Annotated in this window: 20 protein-coding genes; 13 read left to right on the plus strand and 7 right to left on the minus strand. The window is 63.1% G+C overall.

Annotation, left to right across the window (positions count from 1 at the left end; translation table 11 throughout):
- Positions 1-10: 10 nt before the first annotated feature.
- A complete protein-coding gene (locus CWS35_RS32450; protein WP_100955391.1) occupies positions 11-1,270 on the minus strand; it encodes an ABC transporter substrate-binding protein in 1,260 nt (419 codons plus the stop codon).
- A gap of 171 nt (positions 1,271-1,441) precedes the next feature.
- Between CWS35_RS32450 and CWS35_RS32455 the strand changes: the two genes are divergently transcribed.
- The 5 genes from CWS35_RS32455 to CWS35_RS32475 all read left to right on the plus strand — a co-directional run bounded on the left by CWS35_RS32455 (position 1,442) and on the right by CWS35_RS32475 (position 7,417).
- A complete protein-coding gene (locus CWS35_RS32455) occupies positions 1,442-2,938 on the plus strand; it encodes an AMP-binding protein (protein WP_100955392.1) in 1,497 nt (498 codons plus the stop codon).
- Positions 2,935-3,579 (plus strand): TetR/AcrR family transcriptional regulator, encoded by a 645-nt coding sequence (locus CWS35_RS32460; protein WP_100955393.1) that lies wholly within the window; start codon positions 2,935-2,937, stop codon positions 3,577-3,579. Before CWS35_RS32455 ends, CWS35_RS32460 begins: the two co-directional genes overlap by 4 nt.
- Positions 3,576-4,349 (plus strand): SDR family NAD(P)-dependent oxidoreductase, encoded by a 774-nt coding sequence (locus CWS35_RS32465; protein WP_100955394.1) that lies wholly within the window; start codon positions 3,576-3,578, stop codon positions 4,347-4,349. Before CWS35_RS32460 ends, CWS35_RS32465 begins: the two co-directional genes overlap by 4 nt.
- A gap of 9 nt (positions 4,350-4,358) precedes the next feature.
- The gene (locus CWS35_RS32470) at positions 4,359-6,281 is read left to right on the plus strand and encodes an NAD(P)/FAD-dependent oxidoreductase (protein ID WP_100955395.1); all 1,923 of its coding nucleotides are present in this window, start codon (positions 4,359-4,361) and stop codon (positions 6,279-6,281) included.
- Positions 6,282-6,787: 506 nt separating this feature from the next.
- Positions 6,788-7,417, plus strand: coding sequence for a 2-hydroxychromene-2-carboxylate isomerase (locus CWS35_RS32475; protein WP_100956848.1), 630 nt, complete (start codon positions 6,788-6,790; stop codon positions 7,415-7,417).
- Between the two features lie 38 nt (positions 7,418-7,455).
- Here the strand turns inward: CWS35_RS32475 and CWS35_RS32480 are convergent, their stop codons facing one another.
- Both CWS35_RS32480 and CWS35_RS32485 read right to left on the minus strand, forming a co-directional pair.
- On the minus strand, positions 7,456-8,466 hold the full coding sequence (locus CWS35_RS32480; RefSeq protein WP_100955396.1) for a glutathione S-transferase N-terminal domain-containing protein: 1,011 nt from the start codon (positions 8,464-8,466) through the stop codon (positions 7,456-7,458).
- Positions 8,463-9,974, minus strand: coding sequence for a M81 family metallopeptidase (locus CWS35_RS32485; protein ID WP_245438754.1), 1,512 nt, complete (start codon positions 9,972-9,974; stop codon positions 8,463-8,465). The genes CWS35_RS32480 and CWS35_RS32485 overlap by 4 nt, the downstream gene beginning before the upstream one ends.
- A gap of 199 nt (positions 9,975-10,173) precedes the next feature.
- On the opposite strand from CWS35_RS32485, the gene CWS35_RS32490 reads away from it, so the two are divergent.
- Positions 10,174-10,932, plus strand: a complete 759-nt coding sequence (locus CWS35_RS32490; protein WP_245438755.1) for a class II aldolase/adducin family protein — start codon at positions 10,174-10,176, stop codon at positions 10,930-10,932.
- A gap of 121 nt (positions 10,933-11,053) precedes the next feature.
- Here the strand turns inward: CWS35_RS32490 and CWS35_RS32495 are convergent, their stop codons facing one another.
- Both CWS35_RS32495 and CWS35_RS32500 read right to left on the minus strand, forming a co-directional pair.
- Positions 11,054-12,484, minus strand: coding sequence for a glycosyl hydrolase family 28-related protein (locus CWS35_RS32495; protein WP_157817298.1), 1,431 nt, complete (start codon positions 12,482-12,484; stop codon positions 11,054-11,056).
- Positions 12,485-12,727: 243 nt separating this feature from the next.
- The gene (locus CWS35_RS32500) at positions 12,728-13,780 is read right to left on the minus strand and encodes an LLM class flavin-dependent oxidoreductase (protein ID WP_157817299.1); all 1,053 of its coding nucleotides are present in this window, start codon (positions 13,778-13,780) and stop codon (positions 12,728-12,730) included.
- Positions 13,781-13,921: 141 nt separating this feature from the next.
- Here CWS35_RS32500 and CWS35_RS32505 point away from each other — a divergent pair, with 141 nt between their 5' ends.
- Positions 13,922-14,860: a LysR family transcriptional regulator gene (locus CWS35_RS32505; RefSeq protein WP_024580259.1), complete on the plus strand. Its 939-nt coding sequence runs from the start codon at positions 13,922-13,924 to the stop codon at positions 14,858-14,860.
- A gap of 33 nt (positions 14,861-14,893) precedes the next feature.
- Here CWS35_RS32505 and CWS35_RS32510 read toward each other — a convergent pair whose 3' ends face one another.
- Positions 14,894-15,526: an invasion associated locus B family protein gene (locus tag CWS35_RS32510; protein ID WP_100955399.1), complete on the minus strand. Its 633-nt coding sequence runs from the start codon at positions 15,524-15,526 to the stop codon at positions 14,894-14,896.
- Positions 15,527-15,825: 299 nt separating this feature from the next.
- On the opposite strand from CWS35_RS32510, the gene CWS35_RS32515 reads away from it, so the two are divergent.
- Positions 15,826-16,290: a GNAT family N-acetyltransferase gene (locus CWS35_RS32515; protein ID WP_024580257.1), complete on the plus strand. Its 465-nt coding sequence runs from the start codon at positions 15,826-15,828 to the stop codon at positions 16,288-16,290.
- Positions 16,291-16,387: 97 nt separating this feature from the next.
- On the opposite strand, the gene CWS35_RS40455 is transcribed toward CWS35_RS32515, so the two are convergent.
- Positions 16,388-16,522: a hypothetical protein gene (locus tag CWS35_RS40455; protein WP_256372060.1), complete on the minus strand. Its 135-nt coding sequence runs from the start codon at positions 16,520-16,522 to the stop codon at positions 16,388-16,390.
- Between the two features lie 83 nt (positions 16,523-16,605).
- Here CWS35_RS40455 and CWS35_RS32520 point away from each other — a divergent pair, with 83 nt between their 5' ends.
- From CWS35_RS32520 to CWS35_RS32540, 5 genes are all read left to right on the plus strand, one after another.
- Complete coding sequence (locus tag CWS35_RS32520; RefSeq protein ID WP_100956854.1) at positions 16,606-18,195, plus strand: ABC transporter substrate-binding protein; 1,590 nt, start codon at positions 16,606-16,608, stop codon at positions 18,193-18,195.
- A 56-nt stretch (positions 18,196-18,251) separates the two neighbouring features.
- Complete coding sequence (locus CWS35_RS32525; RefSeq protein ID WP_024580255.1) at positions 18,252-19,187, plus strand: ABC transporter permease; 936 nt, start codon at positions 18,252-18,254, stop codon at positions 19,185-19,187.
- Positions 19,188-19,251: 64 nt separating this feature from the next.
- On the plus strand, positions 19,252-20,073 hold the full coding sequence (locus CWS35_RS32530) for an ABC transporter permease (RefSeq protein WP_024580254.1): 822 nt from the start codon (positions 19,252-19,254) through the stop codon (positions 20,071-20,073).
- Positions 20,070-21,050, plus strand: coding sequence for an ABC transporter ATP-binding protein (locus tag CWS35_RS32535; RefSeq protein WP_100955400.1), 981 nt, complete (start codon positions 20,070-20,072; stop codon positions 21,048-21,050). The genes CWS35_RS32530 and CWS35_RS32535 overlap by 4 nt, the downstream gene beginning before the upstream one ends.
- Positions 21,043-22,053, plus strand: coding sequence for an ABC transporter ATP-binding protein (locus CWS35_RS32540; protein WP_100956856.1), 1,011 nt, complete (start codon positions 21,043-21,045; stop codon positions 22,051-22,053). The genes CWS35_RS32535 and CWS35_RS32540 overlap by 8 nt, the downstream gene beginning before the upstream one ends.
- Positions 22,054-22,055: the final 2 nt, after the last annotated feature.

The raw sequence follows: 22,055 nt of genomic DNA on the forward strand, positions 1-22,055 counted from the left end.
CGCATGCGGATCAGGTGTAGCCCTTGCTCTTCTTCCACTCGGCTTCGAGTTCGAAGATGGTCTTCCAGTCACCGGCCTTCATATCTAGCACATAAGGCTCCTGCGGGATCGTGGTGCCCCAGCCGATCGCGTAGCCGACCAGCGTGCGGTCGTCGGCACGCATGGTGACGGTGCCGTCGGCGCCGAACGGACACTTGATGGTCAGTCCGGTCAGGACCTCGGCGAGCTTCTTGCCGTCGGTAGAATTGGCTTTCTTGGCCGCCTCATTGAGGAACATGACCGCGGTCGCATTCTGCCACGACCAGTTGGTCGGGTATTCGTTGTACTTCGCCTTGTAGGCATCGCCCCAGGCCGCATTCTCCGGCGTCGGCGGAAATGTCTTGATGTAACGATCGCCGGAATGGATGCCCTTGGGCAGATTCTTCACCACCGTGAGCGCGGTGTAATCGGCCATGTTGACCGCGAACACCTCCATCTGGGTGAACAGCGCGTAGATATTGGCCTGGTCGATGTAAGACGTGAGATCGCCGCCCCACAGGCACGAATAGAGTGCCTGCGGCTTGGCCTGCAGGATCTTGGTCACGACTTCGGTGTAGTCGGGCTGGAACAGCTTTGGCCAGGACTCGCTGATGATCTCGACGTCAGGCGCGAACTTCTTCAGGTACAGCACGAACTCGCCGGTGGTATCGCGGCCATAGGCATAGTCGGGCGAGCAGGTCGCCCACCTCTTCAGCCCCTTGGCCTTGGCGATGCCTGCGGCGTAACCCGCGCCGACGATCGAGTCATGAATGCCCTGCCGCACGCAGCGGAAGGCGTTCGGAATGTGCTGCTTGGGATCGGCCGTCAGCGACGACGCCTCCGAGCAGGTGTGGATGCAGAGTACGCCGAGATCGCGCGCCACCTCGTGAACCGCGAACGATCCCGACGACGCCTCGCCGTCGAGCAGCATCTCGCAGCCGTCGGTGTTGACGAGCTCGCGCGCGATCCGCGCGGCTTCCTGCGGCTGCCCTTTGGAATCGCGGATCACCATCTCGATCTGCCGCCCGGCGAGGCCGCCGGCGGCATTGACCTTCTCGACTTCCAGCAGCACGGCATTGCGCGAGGATGTGCCGAGCTGTGCGACGCGGCCCGACAGGATCGTCGGCATGCCGATCTTGATGGTCTTGGCCTGTGCGCGAGCCACCCATGGCGCTGCAAAGGTCACTGCACCGGCGCCCATCAGCGCAAGCGTCGAGCGCCGGCTGATGCCCGGTTTCCGGGTCCTGTCCATATTCCCCTCCCTATCGGGTTTCCGTTCCCAAAATCCCTGTCGGAGATCGTGCCGTCTCCGTGGCCACGATGTTTTCAGAGCAAGGGGGGTGACGTCAAGCCAAAGATGAATTACGAGTCATAATTCATCTAGGGAGAGAACCGGCGCCGGAATCGGCCCGACGGACGGCAAATGATCAATCTTTCCAGCTTCACCGCATTCCATGCCAAGCGGACCCCGGACCGCTGTGCGCTGAAATATCGCGGCGAGGACGTCTCCTATGCCGACTTTGATCTGCGTATTCGCCAAATCGGCGGCTGGCTTGAGTCACACGGGATTGCGCCGGGCGATGTCGTCGCGGTGCTGATGAAGAACAGCACTGCCTTTCTCGAACTGGTGTTTGCGACGAGCCATATCGGCGCGGTGTTCCTGCCGATCAACTATCGGCTGTCGGCCGACGAGGTCGGCTACATCGTCGGCAATTCCGGCGCACGGCTGCTGGTCGCCGATGACGAATTCGCCGCGAGCGCAACCGGCGGCGCGCCGGTGGTGTTGCTCGACGAAGTCGCGCAATCCAGCATCACCAACCTTGCGCCCGACCTCGCGCCGGCCCCGATGCATGTACGCCAGCCGCGCGACCTGATGCGGCTGATGTACACCTCGGGGACGACGGATCGCCCGAAGGGCGTGATGCTCACTTACGAGAACATCTACTGGAAATCCGCCGACCAGACGCTGGTGCTCGGGCTGAACGCCGAGACGCGGCTGCTCGTGGTCGGTCCGCTCTATCATGTCGGCGCGCTCGACTTGCCGGGAATCGCCGTGCTTTGGCACGGCGGCATGCTGTGCATTCACCGCACCTTCGAACCTGAACCCGCGCTTGCCGCGATCGAGCGCGAGAAGCTGAACGCGGCGTGGTTCGCACCGGTCATGACCACGGCCCTCCTCACCTGCCCGAACCGCGTGCGCTACGACGTCTCCAGCCTGCGATGGGCGATCGGCGGCGGCGAGAAGACGCCTGAGGTCCGCATCCGCGCCTTCTCGGACCATTTCAGGAATGCGCGCTACATCGATGCCTACGGCCTCACCGAAAGCTGCGGCGGCGACACTTTCATGGATGCCGGCCGCGAGATCGAGAAGATCGGTTCGACCGGCCGTGCCATCGCCCATGTCGAGATCGAAATCCGCGACGACGCCGGCAAACGCCTGCCGGCGGGCCGGAATGGCGAGATCTGCCTGCGCGGACCCAAGGTGACGCAGGGCTACTGGAAGGACCCCGAGAAGACTGCGTCGGCTTTTTTCGGCGACTGGTTTCGCACCGGCGATATCGGCTATCTCGATGAAGATGGCTTTCTCTATCTGACCGATCGCAAGAAGGACATGATCATCTCCGGCGGCGAGAACATCGCCTCCTCCGAGGTCGAGCGCGTCATCTACGAAATACCTGGAGTGCGCGAGGTCGCGGTGATCGGCCTGCCGGACGATCGCTGGGGCGAGAAGCCGGTCGCCATCGTGGTGCTGGCCGATGACGCCAAACTCGATCTGTCCGACCTCACCGATTTCTGCCGCGCCCGAATCGCCGCCTTCAAGGTGCCGAGGCAACTCATCATCCGCGACAGCCTGCCGCGCAATCCGTCCGGCAAGGTGCTCAAACGCGTGCTCCGCGCCGAACTCGAGGCCACCACATGACACAAGCGACATCCGCCAAGGTGACGAAGCTCAACCGGGTCGAGCGCAATGCCTGGACCAAGCAGAAGATCTTCGACGCCGCGACCAAGATCGTCGGCAAATATGGCTATGCCGAAGCCTCGGTGGCGCGCATCACCGAAGCCGCCGGCGTCGCACAGGGCACTTTCTACAATCATTTCGAGAACCGCCAGGAGCTGCTCGACCAGCTGCTGCCGAAGATCGGCCTCGACATGGTCCGCTTCATCCATGCGCGCACCGGCACCGCCAACGAGGCCCGGCAGGAGATCGAGCGTTTCAGCGCCTTCTTCGACTTCATCCGCGAGGTGCCGGAGTTCCTGCGGATTCTCAACGAGGCCGAGTTCTTCGCGCCGATCGGCTACCAGAAGCATTTCGACAATATCTCGAATGCCTATGTCCGGATCCTGCAGCGCGCGAGGGCGGCAGGCGCGACCGACAAATTCAGCGACGAGGAATTCGAGGCCATCGTCCAGGTCCTGATGGGCGCCCGCGGCTATCTCAGCCGCCGCTACTCCTATTCCGAGCACGGCGTCACCGCGGTGCCCGACTATGTGATCACGGCCTACCAGAAGCTGGTGACCCGCGGCCTGTTCAACGCCAGCAACAAGGGAAACAAGACATGAGCGCTGACGGCACCATCCTCGTCACCGGCGGCAGCCGCGGCATCGGCGCCTCGACCGCAACGCTACTTGCCGATCAGGGCCACCGCGTCGTCATCGTCGACATCGCGCCCGAGCCGATCGTGGGAACGACCGCCATCCTCTGGCCGGCGCCGTTCGACGTCGCAAGCGAGAGCGCCGTGGTCGCCGGCATTGCCGATATCGAGAAGGCGCACGGCCCGATCACCGGCCTCGTCAACGCGGCCGGCGTATTCGGCAAGATGCACACGATCGACCGGGTGCGGATGGAGCAATGGGACCGCGAAGTCAATATCGACTTGCGCGGCACCTTTCTGGTCGCGCGCAGCGTCGGCATCGCGATGGCGAAACGGCAGCACGGCGCGATCGTCAATGTCGCCTCGGTGGCCGGCATGACGTCAGGTCCGATCCACGCCTATACCGCGGCGAAGGCCGGTGTCATCCAGATCACGCAGACCCTTGCCGCGGAATGGGGCCGGACCGGCGTCCGCGTCAATGCGGTGTCACCTGGCTTCACCCGCACGGCCGCGCTCGAGGCCGGCATCGCGTCGGGAGCGCTGAACAAGGATTTGCTGGCCAATCCAACGGCGATGAACCGGCTGGTCGAACCGATGGAAGTGGCGCACGCGATCGCCTGGCTGCTCTCGCCGCAGAGCAGCGGCGTGACCGGCATCAATTTGCCGGTCGATGCCGGTTACATCGCCGGCACCACCTGGGCCGCCTATGGCGGTTTGCCGGTCGCACCACGCAACTGAGGACGACACATGAATATCGAGATTTCGCGTCAACACCTCAATCTGTCCTCCGCGATCGCCGAGGGTGACATCCGCGTGCTGCTGATGGTGCTGGTGCATGTGACTGGCGACGAGAAATGGCTGGAACCGCCCTACAAGCCGAAGCGCGACGTCCGCCTGATTCCGGACCCGGACGCCGGTGTGCCGAAGGAGATCCAGGACGAGATCCGCGCCGCGGTCCTTAGCTTGTTCGCTAACGGGGCACCGAAGCCCGTCATCACCGATCCCGGCGACGAGCTGATGCTGCGGATGATGCGCGCGACGCTCGGCGAGCACGTCGCGCCGGAGTATGCACCGCTGATGCGCGAGGAGATGGGCTTCGTTCCCCGCGATGCCCGCTGGCGCGCGCAGCCGTCCGGCGAGAAGCTGGCGCAGCAGCAAGTCCTGATCGTCGGCGCTGGGGTCTGCGCGATCGCACTCGGCGTTACGCTCGGACGGCTCGGTATTCCCTACACGATCGTCGAGAAGCAGGACGAAATCGGCGGCACCTGGTACGTCAACCGTTATCCTGGCTGCGGCGTCGATACGCCGAACCACTCCTATTCGTTCTCGTTCGGCGCACGCAATCCATGGACCCGCTATTTCGCGCAGCGTCAGGAATTGCTGGACTATCTGCTTAACGTCGTACGCGAACACGACATCCGCAGGCACGTCCGCCTCTCGACCGAGCTGGTCGCATCGCGCTGGGACGAAGGCAAACGCCGCTGGATCTCGACGCTGAGGACCGCGAACGGTGAAGAGACGTTAGAATCCACCGTGCTGGTCAGCGCGATCGGGCAACTCAACGATCCGCTGCCCGCCCGCTTCAAGGGCGACGAGGATTTCAAGGGCCTCAAGGTCCACTCGGCGCTGTGGTCCGACGACATCAAGCTCGATGGCAAGCATGTCGCCGTGATCGGCACCGGCGCGACGGCCATGCAGCTGGTGCCGTCAATCGCCGACCGTGTCGCCTCCGTCACCGTCTATCAGCGCACCGCACAGTGGGCGCGGCCGGTGAAGGGTTATTCCGATCCGATCACCGAAGGCGCGCAGTGGCTGCTGGCGCATCTTCCGTTCTATGTGCAGTGGTACCGCTTCAACATGTTCTGGCGTTACGGCGACGGGCTGCTGCCGTTCCTGCGCAAGGATCCGGCCTGGCCGCATCCCGACCGCGCCGTCAACAAGGGTAACGACCGCCACCGCCAGGAGCTCGCCGACTTCATCCTCTCCGAGCTAAAGGACCGCCCCGACCTGATCGAGAAGTGCATGCCGACCTATCCGCCCTACGGCAAACGCATCCTGCTCGACAACAACTGGTTCAAGACGCTGACCAGGCCGAATGTCGAGCTGGCCACCGACAGGATCGACCACTTCGCAGCCGACGGAATCGTCACAGCCGACGGCACATCGCGGCAGCACGATGTCATCGTGATTTCGACCGGCTTCAAAGTTTCCGAGATGGCGGCGCGTCTCGACCTCACCGGACGCGATGGCAAGAACCTGAAGCAGGTCTGGGAACACGACAATCCGACCGCCTATCTCGGTCTCACGGTACCTGACTTCCCCAACCTGTTTCTAATGCTCGGCCCGAACTCGGGACCCGCGCATGGCGGCAGCGTGATCTTCCAGTCGGAATGCCAGAGCCGCTACATCTCAGCGTGTCTGGTCGAGATGATAGAGAACGACATCGCGGCGATCGACGTGCATCCCGCCGCACATGATGCGTACATTCGCGAGGTCGATGCCGAGCACGAGCAGTTGATCTGGACGCATCCGGGCATGACGACCTACTACCGCAACAGTCGCGGCCGGGTGTTCTCCGCGATGCCGTGGCGGTTCGTCGACTACTGGAAAATGACGCATGATCCGGACTTCGCCCAATATCGAACGACCAAGTCGCGACAGGAGACCTGACCTGAATTCTCTTCCGCGTTAACTTGACAGCAGACGATAACTGCCGCAGCATTTCGCTGACTGCACCTGTTGGGGTGCTGGAGCGTCTGCTCCTCGCGTCACAGGAATTGACGGACGATTATGGGATCGGCCGCCAGGCAGCAGAAGCGGACAGAGGTCCGTCGGCCCACCCTTGGAGAGGAGCATGACGCCACCGGCGAATGCCAGCGACCTTGCTCAGCGGCAAGGTCTCGGTGCACGTTGAGGCTGATAGCAGCTGCTAGCCGCGTGTGCCGCCGACAATCTGAACATATCCGCAGGACGAGAGCGCAAAGGCCAAGCGCTTTTAGGTCCCGAGACACCACTGGTTTGTACCAGACACCCTTCGCTAAAACGAAGTAGCAGGGCCCCGCGATGCTTGAATGCACCGGGGCCCATTCGTTTGCCCGCGATCTCCCTGTCGTCCCGCCACATTGCGGCGCCGCCACGGATCGGAAACAATCATCGTAACGGGATGAGGAACGATGATGGATAAGCCGCGGGTCAGGATCTATACCGACTACAAGTCCCCTTACGCTTACGTCGCCAACAAGCGGCTGTTCGAGCTCGAGGAGACCTATGGCGCCGCGCTGGAATGGCTACCCTACACGCTGCGGATTCCCGAGTTCATGGGCACGGTCGAAGAGCGCACCCCGCATTTCTGGCGCAAGGTGCGCTACTCCTACATGGACGCACGGCGCTTCGCCAACGCGCAGGGGCTGACCATGAAGGGCCCGCGCCGGATCTACGATGCCTTCAACGCCAGCGCCGGAATGCTGTTCGCGCAGCGGCACGGGCTGTTCCGGCCGTACCACGACACGGTGTTTCGCAGGTTCTGGAACCATGAGCTCGAGATCGACGAGCTCTCGGAGATTGCCGGCGTGATTGCCGCGATCGGTGGCTCCGCCGAGGCATTCGAAGCCTATGTTCGCGGCCCTGCCCGCGCCGAGCATGATCGCATCACAGACGAAGCCGAGACGCTCGGCGTGTTCGGCGTTCCCAGCATGGTGTTCAACGGCGAATTGTTCTGGGGCGGCGATCGCATCGACATGCTGATCGAACGGATCAAGCAGCCGGAGACGATCGCCGTCGCGCTCGGCAGCAGGCACCGGACATGAGCTCGCGTGGCTTCTAATCTGCCGGTAGCCCTGATTGATCATCCTCCACTCAGGATCGCCCAGCATCCCGTGCGCTCGAGCACGGGCCGCAGCGCCGCGCGATCGCCGGCATCGAGTGCGGCAAACCTCTCGCGCAACTGTAGCAGGCACTTCACCTGATATTTGAACGGCGCCAGCGCGTAAGGCAGACCCCAGACCTTGATCTCGAGGCGTTCGAGGCCTTTCGCGAATGCATCCGCGTTGGCGGCGAGGAACGGCAGATAGAGCTCGCCCGCGATCCGCAGCAGCGCCTCGGCGAACCCGCCGAGTGCCTGTTCGCGCGGATGCCACGCCCCCTCGACGCCAGACGCGTCATCGAGCCGCCGCACCCAATGATCGGTGAACGGCGCGCGCTCGCGCATGATCCGCATCGGGGTCGGATCGGTCGCCATCTCGCTGAGTTGGCCGAACCAGGCAAAGTCCGCCAGCGACGGCCGGCTGCCAAACAGGTAATTCGCCATGCCGACATGAGGCTCGAACGCCGCCAGCGTCCGGTGATAGCTCTCTTCGAGCAGCGGTCGGTTCTCATCGGTTGCGCCGAGAATGACCATGCGCGAGATCTGCCGCTGCCGGAACTCCTCGATCTCCTCGCGGCTGCCGGTTGCAGCTTGCGACGTCGACCATTCCTCACCGGCCCAGCGCGACACATAACCTTGGTCTTCCGGATCCCACCAGCGATAGAGGAACAGCGGCTTCACCGCCCACTCGTCGGCGAGATCCTCGAGCAGATCGCAGACGAAAGCAACCGCTCTGTCCTCCGGGATCACCGAGCGTCTCTGATGCTGCGCTTCCAGATCATAGGCCAGCGTCGTGGTCTCGCCGCGATAGCTGCCGTCGGGATATTGCAGCACCGGAATCAGCATCGGCTTCAGATGCGCGGTCGCCTCGCGCAGCGCCTTGGTCATGATCACCCAGTCGTGCGGGATCCGCCGGTAGCGCATCAGCGCCCGCAGCTTGATCGCATAGGGCGACGCCGTCGAACCGATCAGGCGATAGCGGCCCTCTGTCACGACGATGCCTCCGGGAACGCCGGATTGCCGTAAGGGTAGAACCGCGTGAGGTCGACATTCTGGTAAGGCAGCTTGTCGAGACGGGTCGTGCCGAGGAACGGCTGTTCGGGCTCGACCAGCAAGATCGTCTTGGCAAACCCGTTGTCGTCGAAGCCGCGTCGGAAGTGCACCCGCGACTTGATCGCGATCACCTCGAATGCGTCGAGGTCGGGCACCAGCGCCTTGAGCGAGAACGGCTCCATGATCTGCACCAGATAGGTCGAGAGGATCAGCACATTGTTGCGGCCGAACCGCACGCAGACCCAGAACTGGCCATAGCCCTCGGCCGCCGCCGAAATCGTGCCCTGGATACGAACCGGATCGCCCGCCGACTCGTCGGCGAGGCCGCCGATCTCCATGTCAAAGGCATCGCCGGCCTTGGCGCCGGCTGCCTTCAGGCTTGCCGTCGCCTTGGCATCGGCAATGGTCGCGATGACCGTTTTGGCTAGGTCCTTTGCTACGATCTCGCGCAACAGCCAGGTCGCCGATCCCGACCGGTCACTGTGGTCGGCCAACACCACCGGCGTGTTACCTTCAGCGACAGCCCGCTTTGCCAGCGTCACGCCCTCTGCGATGCTAAAAAGCCGGGTCGATTGCAGCAGTGCTTCGCGCAGCCGCCAGATCGTGCCGGCGAGATCGCGCGCGACCTGCTCGGCGAGCTTCGGATTGCCGTTGGTCAGGACCTGCACGGTCATGCCGACGTCGGGAACGTCGGCGAACGGGAAGCCGAAGAAAATATTGACATAGACGTCGACCTCGCGCGCCTCCCAGACCAGCGCGCGCTGCACGAGATCCATCCATGGCCGCGCCCCGGTCCATTGCAGCACGGTCGGCGAGATCACGGGAACCTTGATGGTCTTGTGCGCCGGCTTGTAGTCGCCGCGGATCGCCCGCACCAGCATGCGCGCAGCCCGCTCGCCTTGCAGATGGGCGTCATAATGCGGGAAATATTTCACTGCGAACGCCATGTCCGCCTGTTCGAGGAACGCCTCGTCCTCGTTGCCATGCGGATCGAAGGTCGCGGCGATAAAGGCAGACCGGCCGACCACCTCACGGACCTGCCGCGCCAGGTCGGCCTCGGGCCGCGGCACCTCGCGCACGGCCATCGCGCCATGCAGGCACAGATAGACGCCGTCGAAAGGCCCCTCCTCCTTCAGCCCGGCGATCATCTTGCCGGTGAAGGTCCGATAGGCCTCCTGGGTGACCCAGCCCGATCCAGTGTAGGTCTTCGGCCAGAGCGGGGATTCGATGCCGACCAATTCGACCTCGGAGAACTCGCGCGCCACTTGCACGAAGCCACCCATGTAGTTCCTGGGATCGAACTGGAGCAGCGCCTCGCCTTTGGCTGGTGAGCCCGGATAGATGAAGTCGTCGAGCGTGGTCTCGTTGGGCAGGAACGAGACGGTTTCGTGGGAGAAATGCAGGACGGCGATACGTATCTTGCGACCGCTCATTTTGGCGTGCCTCACCTGTTTTTCCGCAGTGTGGCATCGAACCTGCGACGCGCCAATGGTGCATTCGGTTTTTGCCCGCCAGACCTGCAAATAAGCTGACGCGCCGCCGCTTGCTGGCATGCGGATTCTGCTATGTTCCCCGCCAACAATCCGTCCCGCGGACATCTCAAGGAGACGCCATGAATCCCCCGTCAGCTCGCCCGCGATCAAGGTCGTGAAATCCGTTCGTGAGCAGGTGAGCGCCGAGGAATGGCAGGCCCGTGTCGATCTCGCCGCATGCTATCGGCTCACGGCGATGTACGGCATGACCGAGATGATTGCGAACCACATCTCGTGCCGCGTGCCCGGCACCACCGACCAGTTTCTGATCAATGCCTACGGCATGCTGTATGAGGAGATCGACGCCTCCAGCCTGATCAAGGTCGACGTCGAGGGCAATACGCTGCTCAACGCGTCCGACTATGACGTCAATGTCGCAGGCTTCGTCATTCACAGCGCCATCCACATGGCCAAGCACGACATGGATTGCGTCGCCCACACCCACACCCCGGCCGGCATGGCGGTCTCGGCGATGGAATGCGGCCTGCTGCCGCTGGCGCAGACCTCGATGCGTTTCCTGCACATCGCCTATCACGACTTCGAAGGCATCGCCGACAACATCGACGAGCGCGAGCGGTTGGTGCGCGATCTCGGCGATAGCGAGGCGATGATCCTGCGCAACCACGGCCTGCTGGTGGTCGGCCGCACCGTGCCTGCCGCCTTCAACGTGCTGTTCCGGCTCGAACGCGCCTGCCAAACCCAGGTGATGGCGATGTCCTGCAACACCAAGCTGATCTACCCGCCGCAGAGCATCCTCGAAGACACCTATGAGCGGATGCTGCCCAAGCCCGGCCGCGCCGCCCGCAACGGCGAGCTTGCCTGGCCGGCGCTGCTGCGCAAGCTCGACCGGGCTGACCCGTCGTATCGGGATTGAGGCGCCAGGCAATTGCTCCGCGCGCGAGTATCGGGCCGGCAGCGGCATCCGTCGCCGGTTGACGACGGATGCCTGAACGGCACATCTGCCGACCAAAATGGTAGAGTTATTGCATTGATCTCTACCCTAGGAGCAACCCGCCGACATTCGATGACACTCCGTTATCGGCGAGGTTGGCGCCATTGGCAGTTGAGCGACCGGTCGCCAATGTCACACTCGCCCCAGCATCGATCTGGACGCCGTTACCGGAGTTGGCGATCGACTTGATATTGGTGAGATCGCAGCGGTTGGAGCTTCCGACCACTTCAAATCCTGTCGTGCAGCCATCAGCCTCGCAGCTCGCCAGCGATATGTATTGGCTTTGTATCGAGTTCGATGGACCAATTGCGTAGCCCCTACCACACACGACCGAAAGACAGTCGGCTGCCCCGCCATACAGCGCTCCGATGAAGTAGAATCCAGCTGTCGGACAGTTGGTAGCGACGCACGAGCTAAACCTGTTGTACTGAGGTATCCCGGCGTTGGCGGCCTGACAAAGGAATCCAATTCCACTCGGATTGGTCAGAGCGCTTGCCGCGCAATGATCAACAATCGTGTAGACTGAAAAGTCGCCTACGGCGATGCCTTGAAAGCCAGAACCCACGACGGTTGTCCCGACAATTTTGTTGCGGAGCTGCCAATTGACCGAACCCGACGCATTCGCCGGGTTGAGGTTGACGCCATAGTCCGTTACCCCGCCTCCGCCGTTTACGTAGCAGCCGTCGATCAGATTGTCGCTGCAACCGCCGTAGAGATATATGCCCCGGTTTTGCACGCTTTCGGTATGGCAATCCCGAAACGCGCAAGCGCTCGTTTGGAGTGAGCCGCCGCTCGGTGGATTCCACCCGTCCATCAACAGGCCAACGTACCAGTTTCCGGTAACCCGCACCTTTTCGACGATGCTCTGTGTTACGCCGTGCAACACCATCGGGCACTGATAGACCCCGCCATACGTGATGTTCCAATCAGAATGCGTGCCGGAGCCGCTGGCAGCAAACTGGTCACTTAGGACCAGCGTGGTGCCGCTGTAGGAAACCACCTGGCCTTCATATCGGTTTGCAGGGTTCGCCCGGCTCCAGATGCGAAGAAAGGTCGAAGTCGTCCACGGCAGACCGGCCGGCACCGTAAACGTTCGATTGCCGTCACCGATCGTGACCTTGGTCGTCGAGCTTGCGACAACTGCGGTGTTGTTCAGAACACCGCCGGACCATTGGCAGCGATTGCCAACCGAGACCATCGCCGAGGTGTACGATCCATACGGTGCGGGACCCGAGATATCCTGCGAACGCCGAAGGATGGCCGCAGGACTGCAAGTCACAATGGTGTCGTCGGGGATGATGATTTGAGAGTTGCCGAGATCGTAGGTTCCGGTGGGAAGGTAGACGGCGTTACCCGCTCCACTTATGGAGTTGATCGCGGTTTGCAGTAGCGCGTGGGTGTCTGACGACCCGGTATTATCAACGCCATATGCGGATACCACGTTGATGAAAGATGCTCCCGATGTATCTGTCAAATTTGTACCCTTCAATCATTGGGATCTGAGACCGGGCGCAAGGGCTCCGGTCACTTGATTGTCTCCATCATGGTCGCTGCTCGACGTCAGTGACGATCGCAACGTGCCCCTCAATGGGGGGAGACGAGCAGGATTGGACTGCTGATTTGCCCGACGACGGAAGCGGCGATTTGCCCGTCGGGGTGATTTGTCGCAGGCGACCTCTCGATCAGGCTCTGAGATCGAGCGGCGCCCGGCGCCAGCTCAGTTGATCTCTGCCCGCCGCAACTGCGGGATCACTTCTTCGCCGAACAGCGCGAAGGCCTCGCGGCGGCCAGCCGAGACGCCTCTCCCCAGCATCGCCAGGAGATGGCCGGCACCACATTTGCGGCACTGCTCAATGATCTGCTCCGTAACCTGCGCCGGCGTGCCGGCGATGTAGTCGTCATCGTGCACCGAGAAGCCGGCGCCGCCCCTTGGCGCATCGAGCAGGGAGGACGCACTCGCGGCGACCCTGGGATCGCCGGCCACCACCTTGAGCGTCGCGGCCTTCTCGGCGCGCGATGCCTCATGCGCGGCGGCAGCATCACGCGAAATCGAGACATTGCGCCGGATCGCGAGCTGGTCGGGACCCGCGGGAAACCCAAGCTGCGCCGCTTCGTTGCGATAGGCGTCGAAGATCTCGGTAACCCGACCGACGGATTCGAAACCCGTGCAGATCTTCGAGCGTCGCCGCGCCGACTTCCCGGCTGACACGGGACTGACGACCGTCGTCCATTTCGGCGGCGACGCTTGCAGGAACACGTTCGGCATCAAGGTTAGATTCTCGAACGTCCAGTATTTGCCATGGTGATTGATGACGGGGGTGGCGAGCGCGGCATCGAGGATCTCCAGGCTCTCGTTGAACCGCTCGCGCGCTTCCTCCATGCCAAGCCCGATGCGCGCCAGTTCCTGCGGCACGCCGGCCGCGAAGCCGATCTCGAGCCGCCCGCTGGTCAGATGATCGAGCATCGCAAGCTCCTCGATGATGCGCCACGGTGCGTAGAACGGCACCACCATTCCCATCGTTCCGAGACGCAGGCGGGTGGTGCGGCGTGCGACCGCCGCGATCAGCAGGTTGGGAGACGGGCTGTACGACAGGCCGAAATGGTGCTCGCTGAAAAATATCCCCTCGAAGCCGAGCCGCTCGGTGTCCAGCCAGAGCTCGAACGCCTTGTCGAATACATTGGATGCCTGCTCCCGGCGGACGTCGCCGTCGCCGTCGCCGTCGCCGAGATTCGGGGCCTGCATGAATTCGAAGATCCAGGGCTTGATCACGGGCTCCTCCCAGAGCGGATGGTCTGCTGGCCGGCCCGTTGCCCGGGCCTGTGTGCTGCCGCTTTCTTCGCTACATCGGGTTCTTGAATTTGAAAAATTGATTATCATGATCCCAGACATTGATGATCTGGATATCAGCCCATGCGGTTCGAAGGCCTGGATTTGAATCTGTTGGTGGCACTCGATGCCATCCTCGAGGAAGGCAGCGTGATGCGGGCGAGCCAACGCCTGCATCTCAGCCAGCCGGCGATGAGCGCCGCGATCGCCCGGCTGAGGCAATACTTCAACGATGAGATCTTCACGATATCGCAACGCAAGCTGGTGCCGACGCCGCTGGCGCGCGCGCTCGAACGGCCGACGCGCGACATCCTGCTGCGCGTTCGCGCGAACCTGATCTCGCTCCCGCGTTTCGATCCGCAAAGCTCGCAGCGGCGCTTCCGGATGGTGGTTTCGGACTATGCCAGCATCGTGCTGATGCATCCGGTGATGAAGCGCGTCTATCGCAGCGCGCCCGGCATCTCGCTCGAGCTCATTCCATTCAACGATCGGGTGGACGACCAGTTGCAGCGCGGGGATGTCGATTTCGTCATTATGCCTGACAGCTATGCCGTCGACGATCATCCGCGGCAGCATCTGTTCGACGACGAATTCTGCTGCATCGTCTGGAGCGGAAACCGCAAGATCGGGCGTTCGCTGTCACTCGGCCGCTATCTCGGGCTTGGACACGTCACCGCCCAATTCGGTCCGATCCGCAGGCCTTCCTTCGAGGAAAGCGCGCTGGTCAAGCTGGGTCACAAGCGGCGCATCGAGGTCATTGCGCCGAACTTCACCACGATGGCCACGATGGTGATCGGAACGGATCGGATCGCGACGGTGCACAAGCGCCTTGCGGTCGTCTTTGCCCGCAGCTTCCCGCTCAAACTGCTACGCTTGCCGGTCCGCATTCCGGCATTTCGCGAAATCCTGCAATGGCCGGTGTCGTTCGATTCCGATCCCGCGCTGATGTGGATGCGCGAGACGATATCCGGCGTCGCGGCCGAAATCGACCGGACGCCGGCCGCGCAGATGAAGTTTGGCTAGCGACCCAAGGGTGCCTGGAGCGCAGCGCATCCGTCAGCTGGCTAGCTGGATGGTGCGCTCCAGCGCCGCGGCAAAGCCGTTCAGTGGAACCGTGAAGACGACCGCCTGCCCGGTGTTGAGGTTCTGCGCGGCCACCGTCATCGTCTTGGCCCGGCTCATGGTGTCGGTAACCGCCGTCGGGAAGGATACCGGAAGCAGGCAGCCTTGCGCTGTGCATGTCGAGAAGCGTGTCTGCTCGAGGTCCTTGCCGTCGAGCTTGACGACGGCCCCGGCGTCGAGCTTCAGCCCAAACGGCATCAGCATATTGCCTTCGGCCTTGCCATCCCTGGGAATCAGTTCGATGGCGAAGACCTGCTGATTGGTCTCCTTGGAGCTCTGGGTCTGCCCGAGCGTGCACAGCTTGGTACCGCCGTCGAGCAGGCATTTGACGATCCAGTCTCCATAGGTCTCGCTGATCGCGGACGCGCCCCTGGGAAGCTGGACGGTTCGGACCACGCCATCGACCGAGGAGGTCTGGCTCCGCCGCTCGATCGGAATCGAGACGACGCCGCTGCCGGCATCCGACCAATCGGGGGTTCGGGCGGCGTGCGCCGAACCAAGACCGGCAACGACGACGAGCGCGATCACCGCCCGAAGACGTCTGCCTGCCGAGCTTGCTCCCACCATGCATTCGCTCCGTCGCATCACCTCGGGAAACCGATTATCGCTTTACGTGGGTATATTTCCCACGTAAGCAAGATACGTCTACTTGGAGAACCGCGGACATGCAAGAGCTTATCGCCGCCAGCGTGATCGTTGCGATCATTGCATTTTGCGGCGGGTATCTTTGGGCGATTGCCCGTGATGTCAGGTCCTCGAACAAGCGGCAGCGGAAATGATCCAGTCGCGCTTCAGTTTCCCGGATGGCCATGGTCTGCCCGGAAAACCGCTTCGCACTTTTCCGGATCATGGCTTAAGGTCACCGGATGGACATGCTCGTCAAGCTCTACGCCCTGCCCGATTCCCGACTCGCCTACGATCGGTTGCAGCAGGCCGGGATTGTCATGCGCCGTGCGCTCGCCCCCGAGAAGCACAAGGTCACGGCCTGGGTGCGGGAGACCTTCAGCGAGGCATGGGCCAGCGAAACCGAGGTCGCATTCAGCCGCCAGCCGGTCTCCTGCTTCATCGCGATCCAGCACAAGAAGATCATGGGGTTTGCCTGCCATGACGCGGCCTGCCGCAACTTCTTCGGTCCAACCGGTGTCGCGCCGAAGTCGCAACAGAACGGGATCGGCAAGGCGCTGCTGTTCGCCTGTCTTGAGGACATGAAGCACCAGGGCTTCGGCTACGCCATCATCGGCGGCGTCGGGCCGGCAGACTTCTATGCGAAAGCCGTCGGCGCGGTGGCCATCGAAGGCTCCGCGCCGGGAATTTATCGGGGACTGCTCTAGTTCGCGGGAATGGTGGGTTTGTTTAGCCCCACCCGCCGCGTCGGCCCTCTCAAAATGGACACGGCTTCGCGAATTGAGGGCGGAGCCCAAAATCCGTTCAATCACAACCGTTTACATACACGTAAAAGTTGCGCGTCGGTCCACGCCCCAGCCCGATGCGCTCCGACTGCTGCGCTTCCATGATCCCACGCATCGCATCGCGACCGCGCAAATATTTGGTGCCGGTGGTCATCGACGCGACATCAGGAGCTTGCGCTTGGCATGCTGCCGATGATCAACTCGCTGATCGGAACGCTTCTGCATCGTTGGGGAAACATGATGTTCAGGATGATTGCGATCGCGGCCGGTCTGGGGCTCGCACTCGTCGCTGGGGCGGCGGCCCAGACACCGCGCAAGGGCGGGACCATTCGCATGACAGCGCCTTATGGTTCCAGTTTCACCAGCATGGACATCCACACGACACCGCGTGCGCAGGACGAAATCTACGCCAAAGGCCTGCACCGGTCGCTTTACATCTGGGACTCGACCGAGGGCAAGCCGGTGCTGGAACTTGCCAAGGAGGTCGTCGTTTCGGGCGGGGGTCTCGTCCATACCTTCAAGCTGCGCGACGACGCCTACTTCCACAACGGCCGCAAGATGACGGCGGACGACATCATCTGGTCCTACAATCGCATCATGGACGGCACCAAGGCCTATCCCGGCGCCCGCTTTGTCCGCATCATCGAGGGCGCAGCCGAGGTCGAGAAGGGCCAGGCCAAGGAAATTTCCGGCCTGAAGAAGATCGACGACTTCACCCTCGAGATGAAGCTGACCGAGCGGGTCGATCCCGCCTTCTATTTCTTCACCGCGCTGACTTCGATCTATCCCGCCGACGAGGGCGGCAAGGAAAGCTTCCTCCAGAAGCCGATCGGGCTTGGCCCGTTCAAGTTCGTCGAGCACGTGCCGGGATCGCGCATCGTGCTGGAACGCTGGGACCGGTTCTACAAGCCCGGCAAGCCCTACGCCGACAAGCTCGTGATCTCGCTGATGGGCGAAGCCGCGGCACGCGACGTCGCCTTCCGCAACAAGGAGATCGACACTTCGGTGCTGGGGCCAGCGCAGTATGTCGCCTATCAGGCCGACCCCAACCTCAAGGGCACCATCGTCGAGGTCGCCGAGGTCTTCACGCGCTACATGGGGATGAATCCGGCGTTCAAGCCGTTCGCCGACAAGCGGGTCCGGCAGGCCATCAACTACGCGATCGATGCCGATCTGATCATCAGCAAGCTCGTCAAGGGCAAGGCCTATCGCGCCACGAGCTGGCTGCCTTTGACCTCGCCCGCCTACGACAAGACGATGAAGCCCTACCCCTACGATCCCGCCAAGGCGAAGCAATTGCTCGCCGACGCGGGTTATCCCACCGGCTTCGAATTCGAATGGACCACCAGCCAGAATGAGAGCTGGGGCCTGCCGATCGTCGAGGCCGCGATCCCGATGCTCGACAAGGTGGGCATCAAGGTGAAGGTCAAGCAGGTCGAGACCGCGGTGCTGACGGAGCTCATTCGCAAGGGCGACTTCCAGGCCTTCATCTATTCGCAGGCAACCGGTCCGGATCCGCAGGCCGCGCTGAAATGCTTCCACTCGGCGACGCCGCAATCGGCCTGCAATTATACGACCTTCAAGAACGCCGAGTTCGACAAAGCGATCGATGAAGCCGGGCAGACCGACGATGCCGCAAAGCGCGTCCAGCTGCTGCAAAAGGCCAATGCGCTGCTCCGCGAGGAAGCCCCGATCTGGTTCTTCAACTACAACAAGGCCGTCATGGCGGTGCAGCCCTGGCTCAAGGGAATTCAGCTGGACGCGACCGAACTGACCCATCAAAACGTCGAAGACCTCTGGGTCGACGAGACCTCGCCCGCGAAGTGACAAGTGCCATGCTCCTCTATCGCAACAAACGATCGAGGCAGTGAGGAAAGCGACCCATGCTGTCGTTCGCGATCCGTCGAGTCTTGCAGACCATTCCGACCGTGCTGGCCGTCGTGCTGCTGATCTTCGTGCTGTTCAGCGTCGTTCCCGGCAGCATCGCGTCGAGCATGGGCGACGACGGCCGGGGCCCAACCGACCCGCAGGTGGTCGAGCGCATGAAGAAGCAGCTCGGCCTCGACGATCCCATCCATGTGCGGTTCGGCGCCTATATCGCCAAGCTCACGACCGGTGATTTTGGGACCTCGTTCCGAACCCGCGAGCCGGTCACGACGATGATCGCCAAACGGATGTGGCCGACGCTGCAATTGATCTTTGCGGCGCTGGCATTTGCGGTTGCGGTCGGCGTACCGCTCGGCTTCGTCGCGGCGCTGAGGCCAGGCAGCATGGTCGACACCATCTCGATGGTGCTGGCAGTGTCAGGCCTATCGATGGCCAAATTCTGGCTCGGGCTGCTGCTGATGTACCTGTTCGCATTGAAGCTCGGCTGGCTGCCGAGTTTCGGCTATGGCGACGGCGGGCTCAAATATCTGCTGCTGCCCGCCGTGACGCTCGGCGTCTCGCCGATGGCGCTGCTGGCGCGGACGACGCGGGCCGCGGTGCTCGAGATCATGACCGCGGATTTCGTCCGCACCGCGCGCTCGAAGGGCATGAGCGAGACCCGGGTCGTGACCTGGCACGTGATGCGCAATGCCCTCGTCATCATTCTCACGGCGATCGGCCTGCAATTCGGCGTTGTGATGGGGCAAGCGGTCGTTGTCGAGAAACTGTTCTCCTGGCCGGGCATCGGCTCGCTCCTGGTCGACAGCGTCCTGCAACGCGACATTCCCGCCGTCCAGGGCACCATTCTCGTGGTGGTGCTGTTCTTTCTTGCCGTCAATACGCTGGTCGACCTGCTCTACGGCGTGATCGATCCCAGGATCAGATACGCATGAGCGGCAGCCGGTCTCATCACACCCTTGCACGATCGACTGTGCAGCCTGCCCCGGAAAGGCTGCGATGAAGCTTGGGACCAGCGCGATCATCGGCGGGCTGCTGTTCGCACTGGCGATCTTCGTCGGCCTGTTCGCACCTTGGCTGGCGCATACCGATCCGGTCATGGGCGCCAACCTGATGAATGCGGAGGAGCCACCGAGCTGGGTGTGGTGGTTCGGCACCGATGCGCAGGGCCGCGACATCTATTCCCGCGTCGTGCACGGCGCGCGTATCTCGCTGACGGTCGGCATCGTCTCGCAGCTCGTCAACAGCGTCATCGGCGTGACGCTGGGCTTGACCGCCGGCTATTGGGGCGGCTGGTGGGACGATTTCGTCAACGGGCTGACCAATGTCATGCTCGCGATCCCCTCGCTGATCTTCGCACTGGCCATCATGGCGGTGCTCGGACCTGGCCTGACCAGCCTGCTGATCGCACTCGGACTGACCAACTGGTCCTTCACCTGCCGGATCGCACGGGCCTCGACGCTGTCCCTCAAGAGCCAGGGCTATGTGCAGGCAGCAAGGGTGCTCGGCTATGGCGATCTGCGCATCATGATCACGCAGCTGCTGCCGAACATGATCGGTCCCATCATCGTCATCGGCACGCTCGGCATGGGCGGCGCGGTGCTGGCCGAAGCCTCGCTCTCGTTCCTCGGCCTCGGCATCCGTCCACCCTATCCGAGCTGGGGCAGCATGCTGTCGGAGGCCCGCGACCAGATCACCACGGCGCCATGGCTGTCGGTATTTCCGGGCCTTGCGATCTTCCTGACGGTGCTCGGCCTCAATTTGCTCGGCGACGGCTTGCGTGACGTGCTCGATCCCCAATCGCGGAGCCGGCGCGCATGACGACCGCCCCGCTGATCGAAGTCGAGGAGCTGCGCATCGATCTCGATGGCGGCGCCAGGCAAGTCGCGGCGGTCGAGGGCGTTTCATTCCGTATCGATCGCGGCGAGACATTCGGACTGGTCGGCGAGTCCGGCTGCGGCAAGAGCATCACAGCGCTCGCCGTTATCGGCCTGCTGCGTCGGCCGCTCTCGATCGCCGCCGGCGTCATCCGCTTCGACGGCCGCGAGATCCAGCGGCTGCCGGGCGCCGAACAGCGCGCACTGCGCGGCAACCGCATCGCCATGATCTTCCAGGAACCGATGACGGCACTCAATCCAGTCTCGCCGGTCGGTCGACAGATCGCGGAAATGTTCGTGCTGCACAAGGGCAAGAGCTGGCGCGAGGCAAACCAGCTCGCCGTCGAAGCGCTGGCGAATGTCCGCGTCCCCGCGCCGGAGCGGCGGGTGAAGGATTACCCGCACCAGCTTTCCGGCGGCATGCGCCAGCGTGTGATGATCGCGATCGCACTGGCCTGCGATCCGGATCTTCTGATCGCCGACGAGCCGACCACCGCGCTCGACGTAACAGTTCAGGCCGAGATCATCGAGCTGATGCGCAATCTGTGCGCCGAGCGCGGCACCGCGATCCTGATGATCAGCCACGATCTCGGGCTTGTCGCCAATGTCTGCCGTCGCGTCGGCGTGATGTATGCCGGTCGCATCGTCGAGGAGCGCGGCTCCGATGACATCTTCCGCGCCGGCGCGCATCCCTACACGCAGGGCCTGGTCGATTCGCTGCCGCGGCTCGGAAGCCGCGCGGCGCTTGGCCGGTCTCGGCTCAAGGAAATCGCTGGAGTCGTGCCGGCGATCGCGGATTTCCCGGCCGGCTGCCGCTTCAATCCGCGTTGCGCCCAGGCGACCGAGATCTGCCGGACCACCGTGCCGGAGACGACGTGGCTCGATGCAGGCGGACTGGTCAGGTGTCACCATCATGCCTGAACCCGCGGTGAAGCCTAACGACGACGTCATCCTCAGCGTGGAGGATCTCGCGGTGCATTTCCCGCTCGGCGGTGGCTTGCTCGGCGGCGGCCGGCGGCTGCTGCGCGCGGTCGACGGCATCGATCTCGAGCTGAAGCGCGGTGAGTGCCTCGGCCTGGTCGGCGAATCCGGCTGCGGCAAGTCGACCGTTGCCCTCTCGCTGCTTGGGCTCCTCGCACCGACGCGGGGCAGGATCGTGCTGGACGGCCACATCGTGACGGAGCGGCGATCGATCGATCGAAAGCGATTGGCCCGTATCGCCCAGATGGTGTTTCAGGATCCCTACGCCTCGCTCAATCCACGCCAGACCGTCCGCCGCACGCTTGAGGACCCGCTGCGCCTGCATGGCGTGACGGCACAGAGCGAGGTCGATGGACGCGTTGCCGAGATGCTCCGGCAGGTTGGCCTGCGGCCGGAACAGGCCGGCCGCTACCCGCATGAATTTTCCGGCGGCCAGCGCCAGCGCATCGGTATCGCCCGCGCGCTGATCCTCAATCCGAAGATCGTCATCTGCGACGAACCGGTCTCTGCGCTCGACGTCTCGATCCGTGCCCAGATCATCAATCTGCTGCTGGAATTGAAGGAAAGCCTCGGCCTCTCCTACATCATGATCAGCCACGACCTCGGTGTGGTCGAACATATGAGCGACAGGGTCGCGGTGATGTATCTCGGCCGCATCGTGGAGACCGGCGGCTGGCGCGACATCTTCGAGCGACCGGCGCATCCATATACGCAAACCCTGATCGCCGCGATCCCTGATCCGCTGCGCCGGGCGCCGCTCGCGACCACGAAGGGCGAGCTCCCCAATCCGCTCGATCCACCGGACGGATGCGCATTCAGTCCGCGCTGTCGCCATGCCGAAGCGGCCTGTCAACACGAGCCCCGGCCGTCGCTTGAAACGCGTCCGGACGGCCACGCGGTCCGGTGCTGGCGTGCCGACGAGATCGCCGGTCGGGCGCGCTGACT

Origin of the sequence: Bradyrhizobium sp. SK17 (assembly GCF_002831585.1) — a bacterium.
In the GTDB taxonomy this organism is placed as follows: Bacteria; Pseudomonadota; Alphaproteobacteria; order Rhizobiales; family Xanthobacteraceae; genus Bradyrhizobium.

Excerpts from the sequence above, each read along its gene's own strand:
- CWS35_RS32450 (WP_100955391.1), bottom strand. The coding sequence starts at position 1,270 with ATGGACAGGACCCGGAAACCGGGCATCAGCCGGCGCTCGACGCTTGCG.
- CWS35_RS32455 (WP_100955392.1), top strand. The coding sequence starts at position 1,442 with ATGATCAATCTTTCCAGCTTCACCGCATTCCATGCCAAGCGGACCCCG.
- CWS35_RS32460 (WP_100955393.1), top strand. The coding sequence starts at position 2,935 with ATGACACAAGCGACATCCGCCAAGGTGACGAAGCTCAACCGGGTCGAG.
- CWS35_RS32465 (WP_100955394.1), top strand. The coding sequence starts at position 3,576 with ATGAGCGCTGACGGCACCATCCTCGTCACCGGCGGCAGCCGCGGCATC.
- CWS35_RS32470 (WP_100955395.1), top strand. The coding sequence starts at position 4,359 with ATGAATATCGAGATTTCGCGTCAACACCTCAATCTGTCCTCCGCGATC.
- CWS35_RS32475 (WP_100956848.1), top strand. The coding sequence starts at position 6,788 with ATGGATAAGCCGCGGGTCAGGATCTATACCGACTACAAGTCCCCTTAC.
- CWS35_RS32505 (WP_024580259.1), top strand. The coding sequence starts at position 13,922 with ATGCGGTTCGAAGGCCTGGATTTGAATCTGTTGGTGGCACTCGATGCC.
- CWS35_RS32510 (WP_100955399.1), bottom strand. The coding sequence starts at position 15,526 with ATGGTGGGAGCAAGCTCGGCAGGCAGACGTCTTCGGGCGGTGATCGCG.
- CWS35_RS32515 (WP_024580257.1), top strand. The coding sequence starts at position 15,826 with ATGGACATGCTCGTCAAGCTCTACGCCCTGCCCGATTCCCGACTCGCC.
- CWS35_RS40455 (WP_256372060.1), bottom strand. The coding sequence starts at position 16,522 with ATGACCACCGGCACCAAATATTTGCGCGGTCGCGATGCGATGCGTGGG.
- CWS35_RS32520 (WP_100956854.1), top strand. The coding sequence starts at position 16,606 with ATGATGTTCAGGATGATTGCGATCGCGGCCGGTCTGGGGCTCGCACTC.
- CWS35_RS32525 (WP_024580255.1), top strand. The coding sequence starts at position 18,252 with ATGCTGTCGTTCGCGATCCGTCGAGTCTTGCAGACCATTCCGACCGTG.
- CWS35_RS32530 (WP_024580254.1), top strand. The coding sequence starts at position 19,252 with ATGAAGCTTGGGACCAGCGCGATCATCGGCGGGCTGCTGTTCGCACTG.
- CWS35_RS32535 (WP_100955400.1), top strand. The coding sequence starts at position 20,070 with ATGACGACCGCCCCGCTGATCGAAGTCGAGGAGCTGCGCATCGATCTC.
- CWS35_RS32540 (WP_100956856.1), top strand. The coding sequence starts at position 21,043 with ATGCCTGAACCCGCGGTGAAGCCTAACGACGACGTCATCCTCAGCGTG.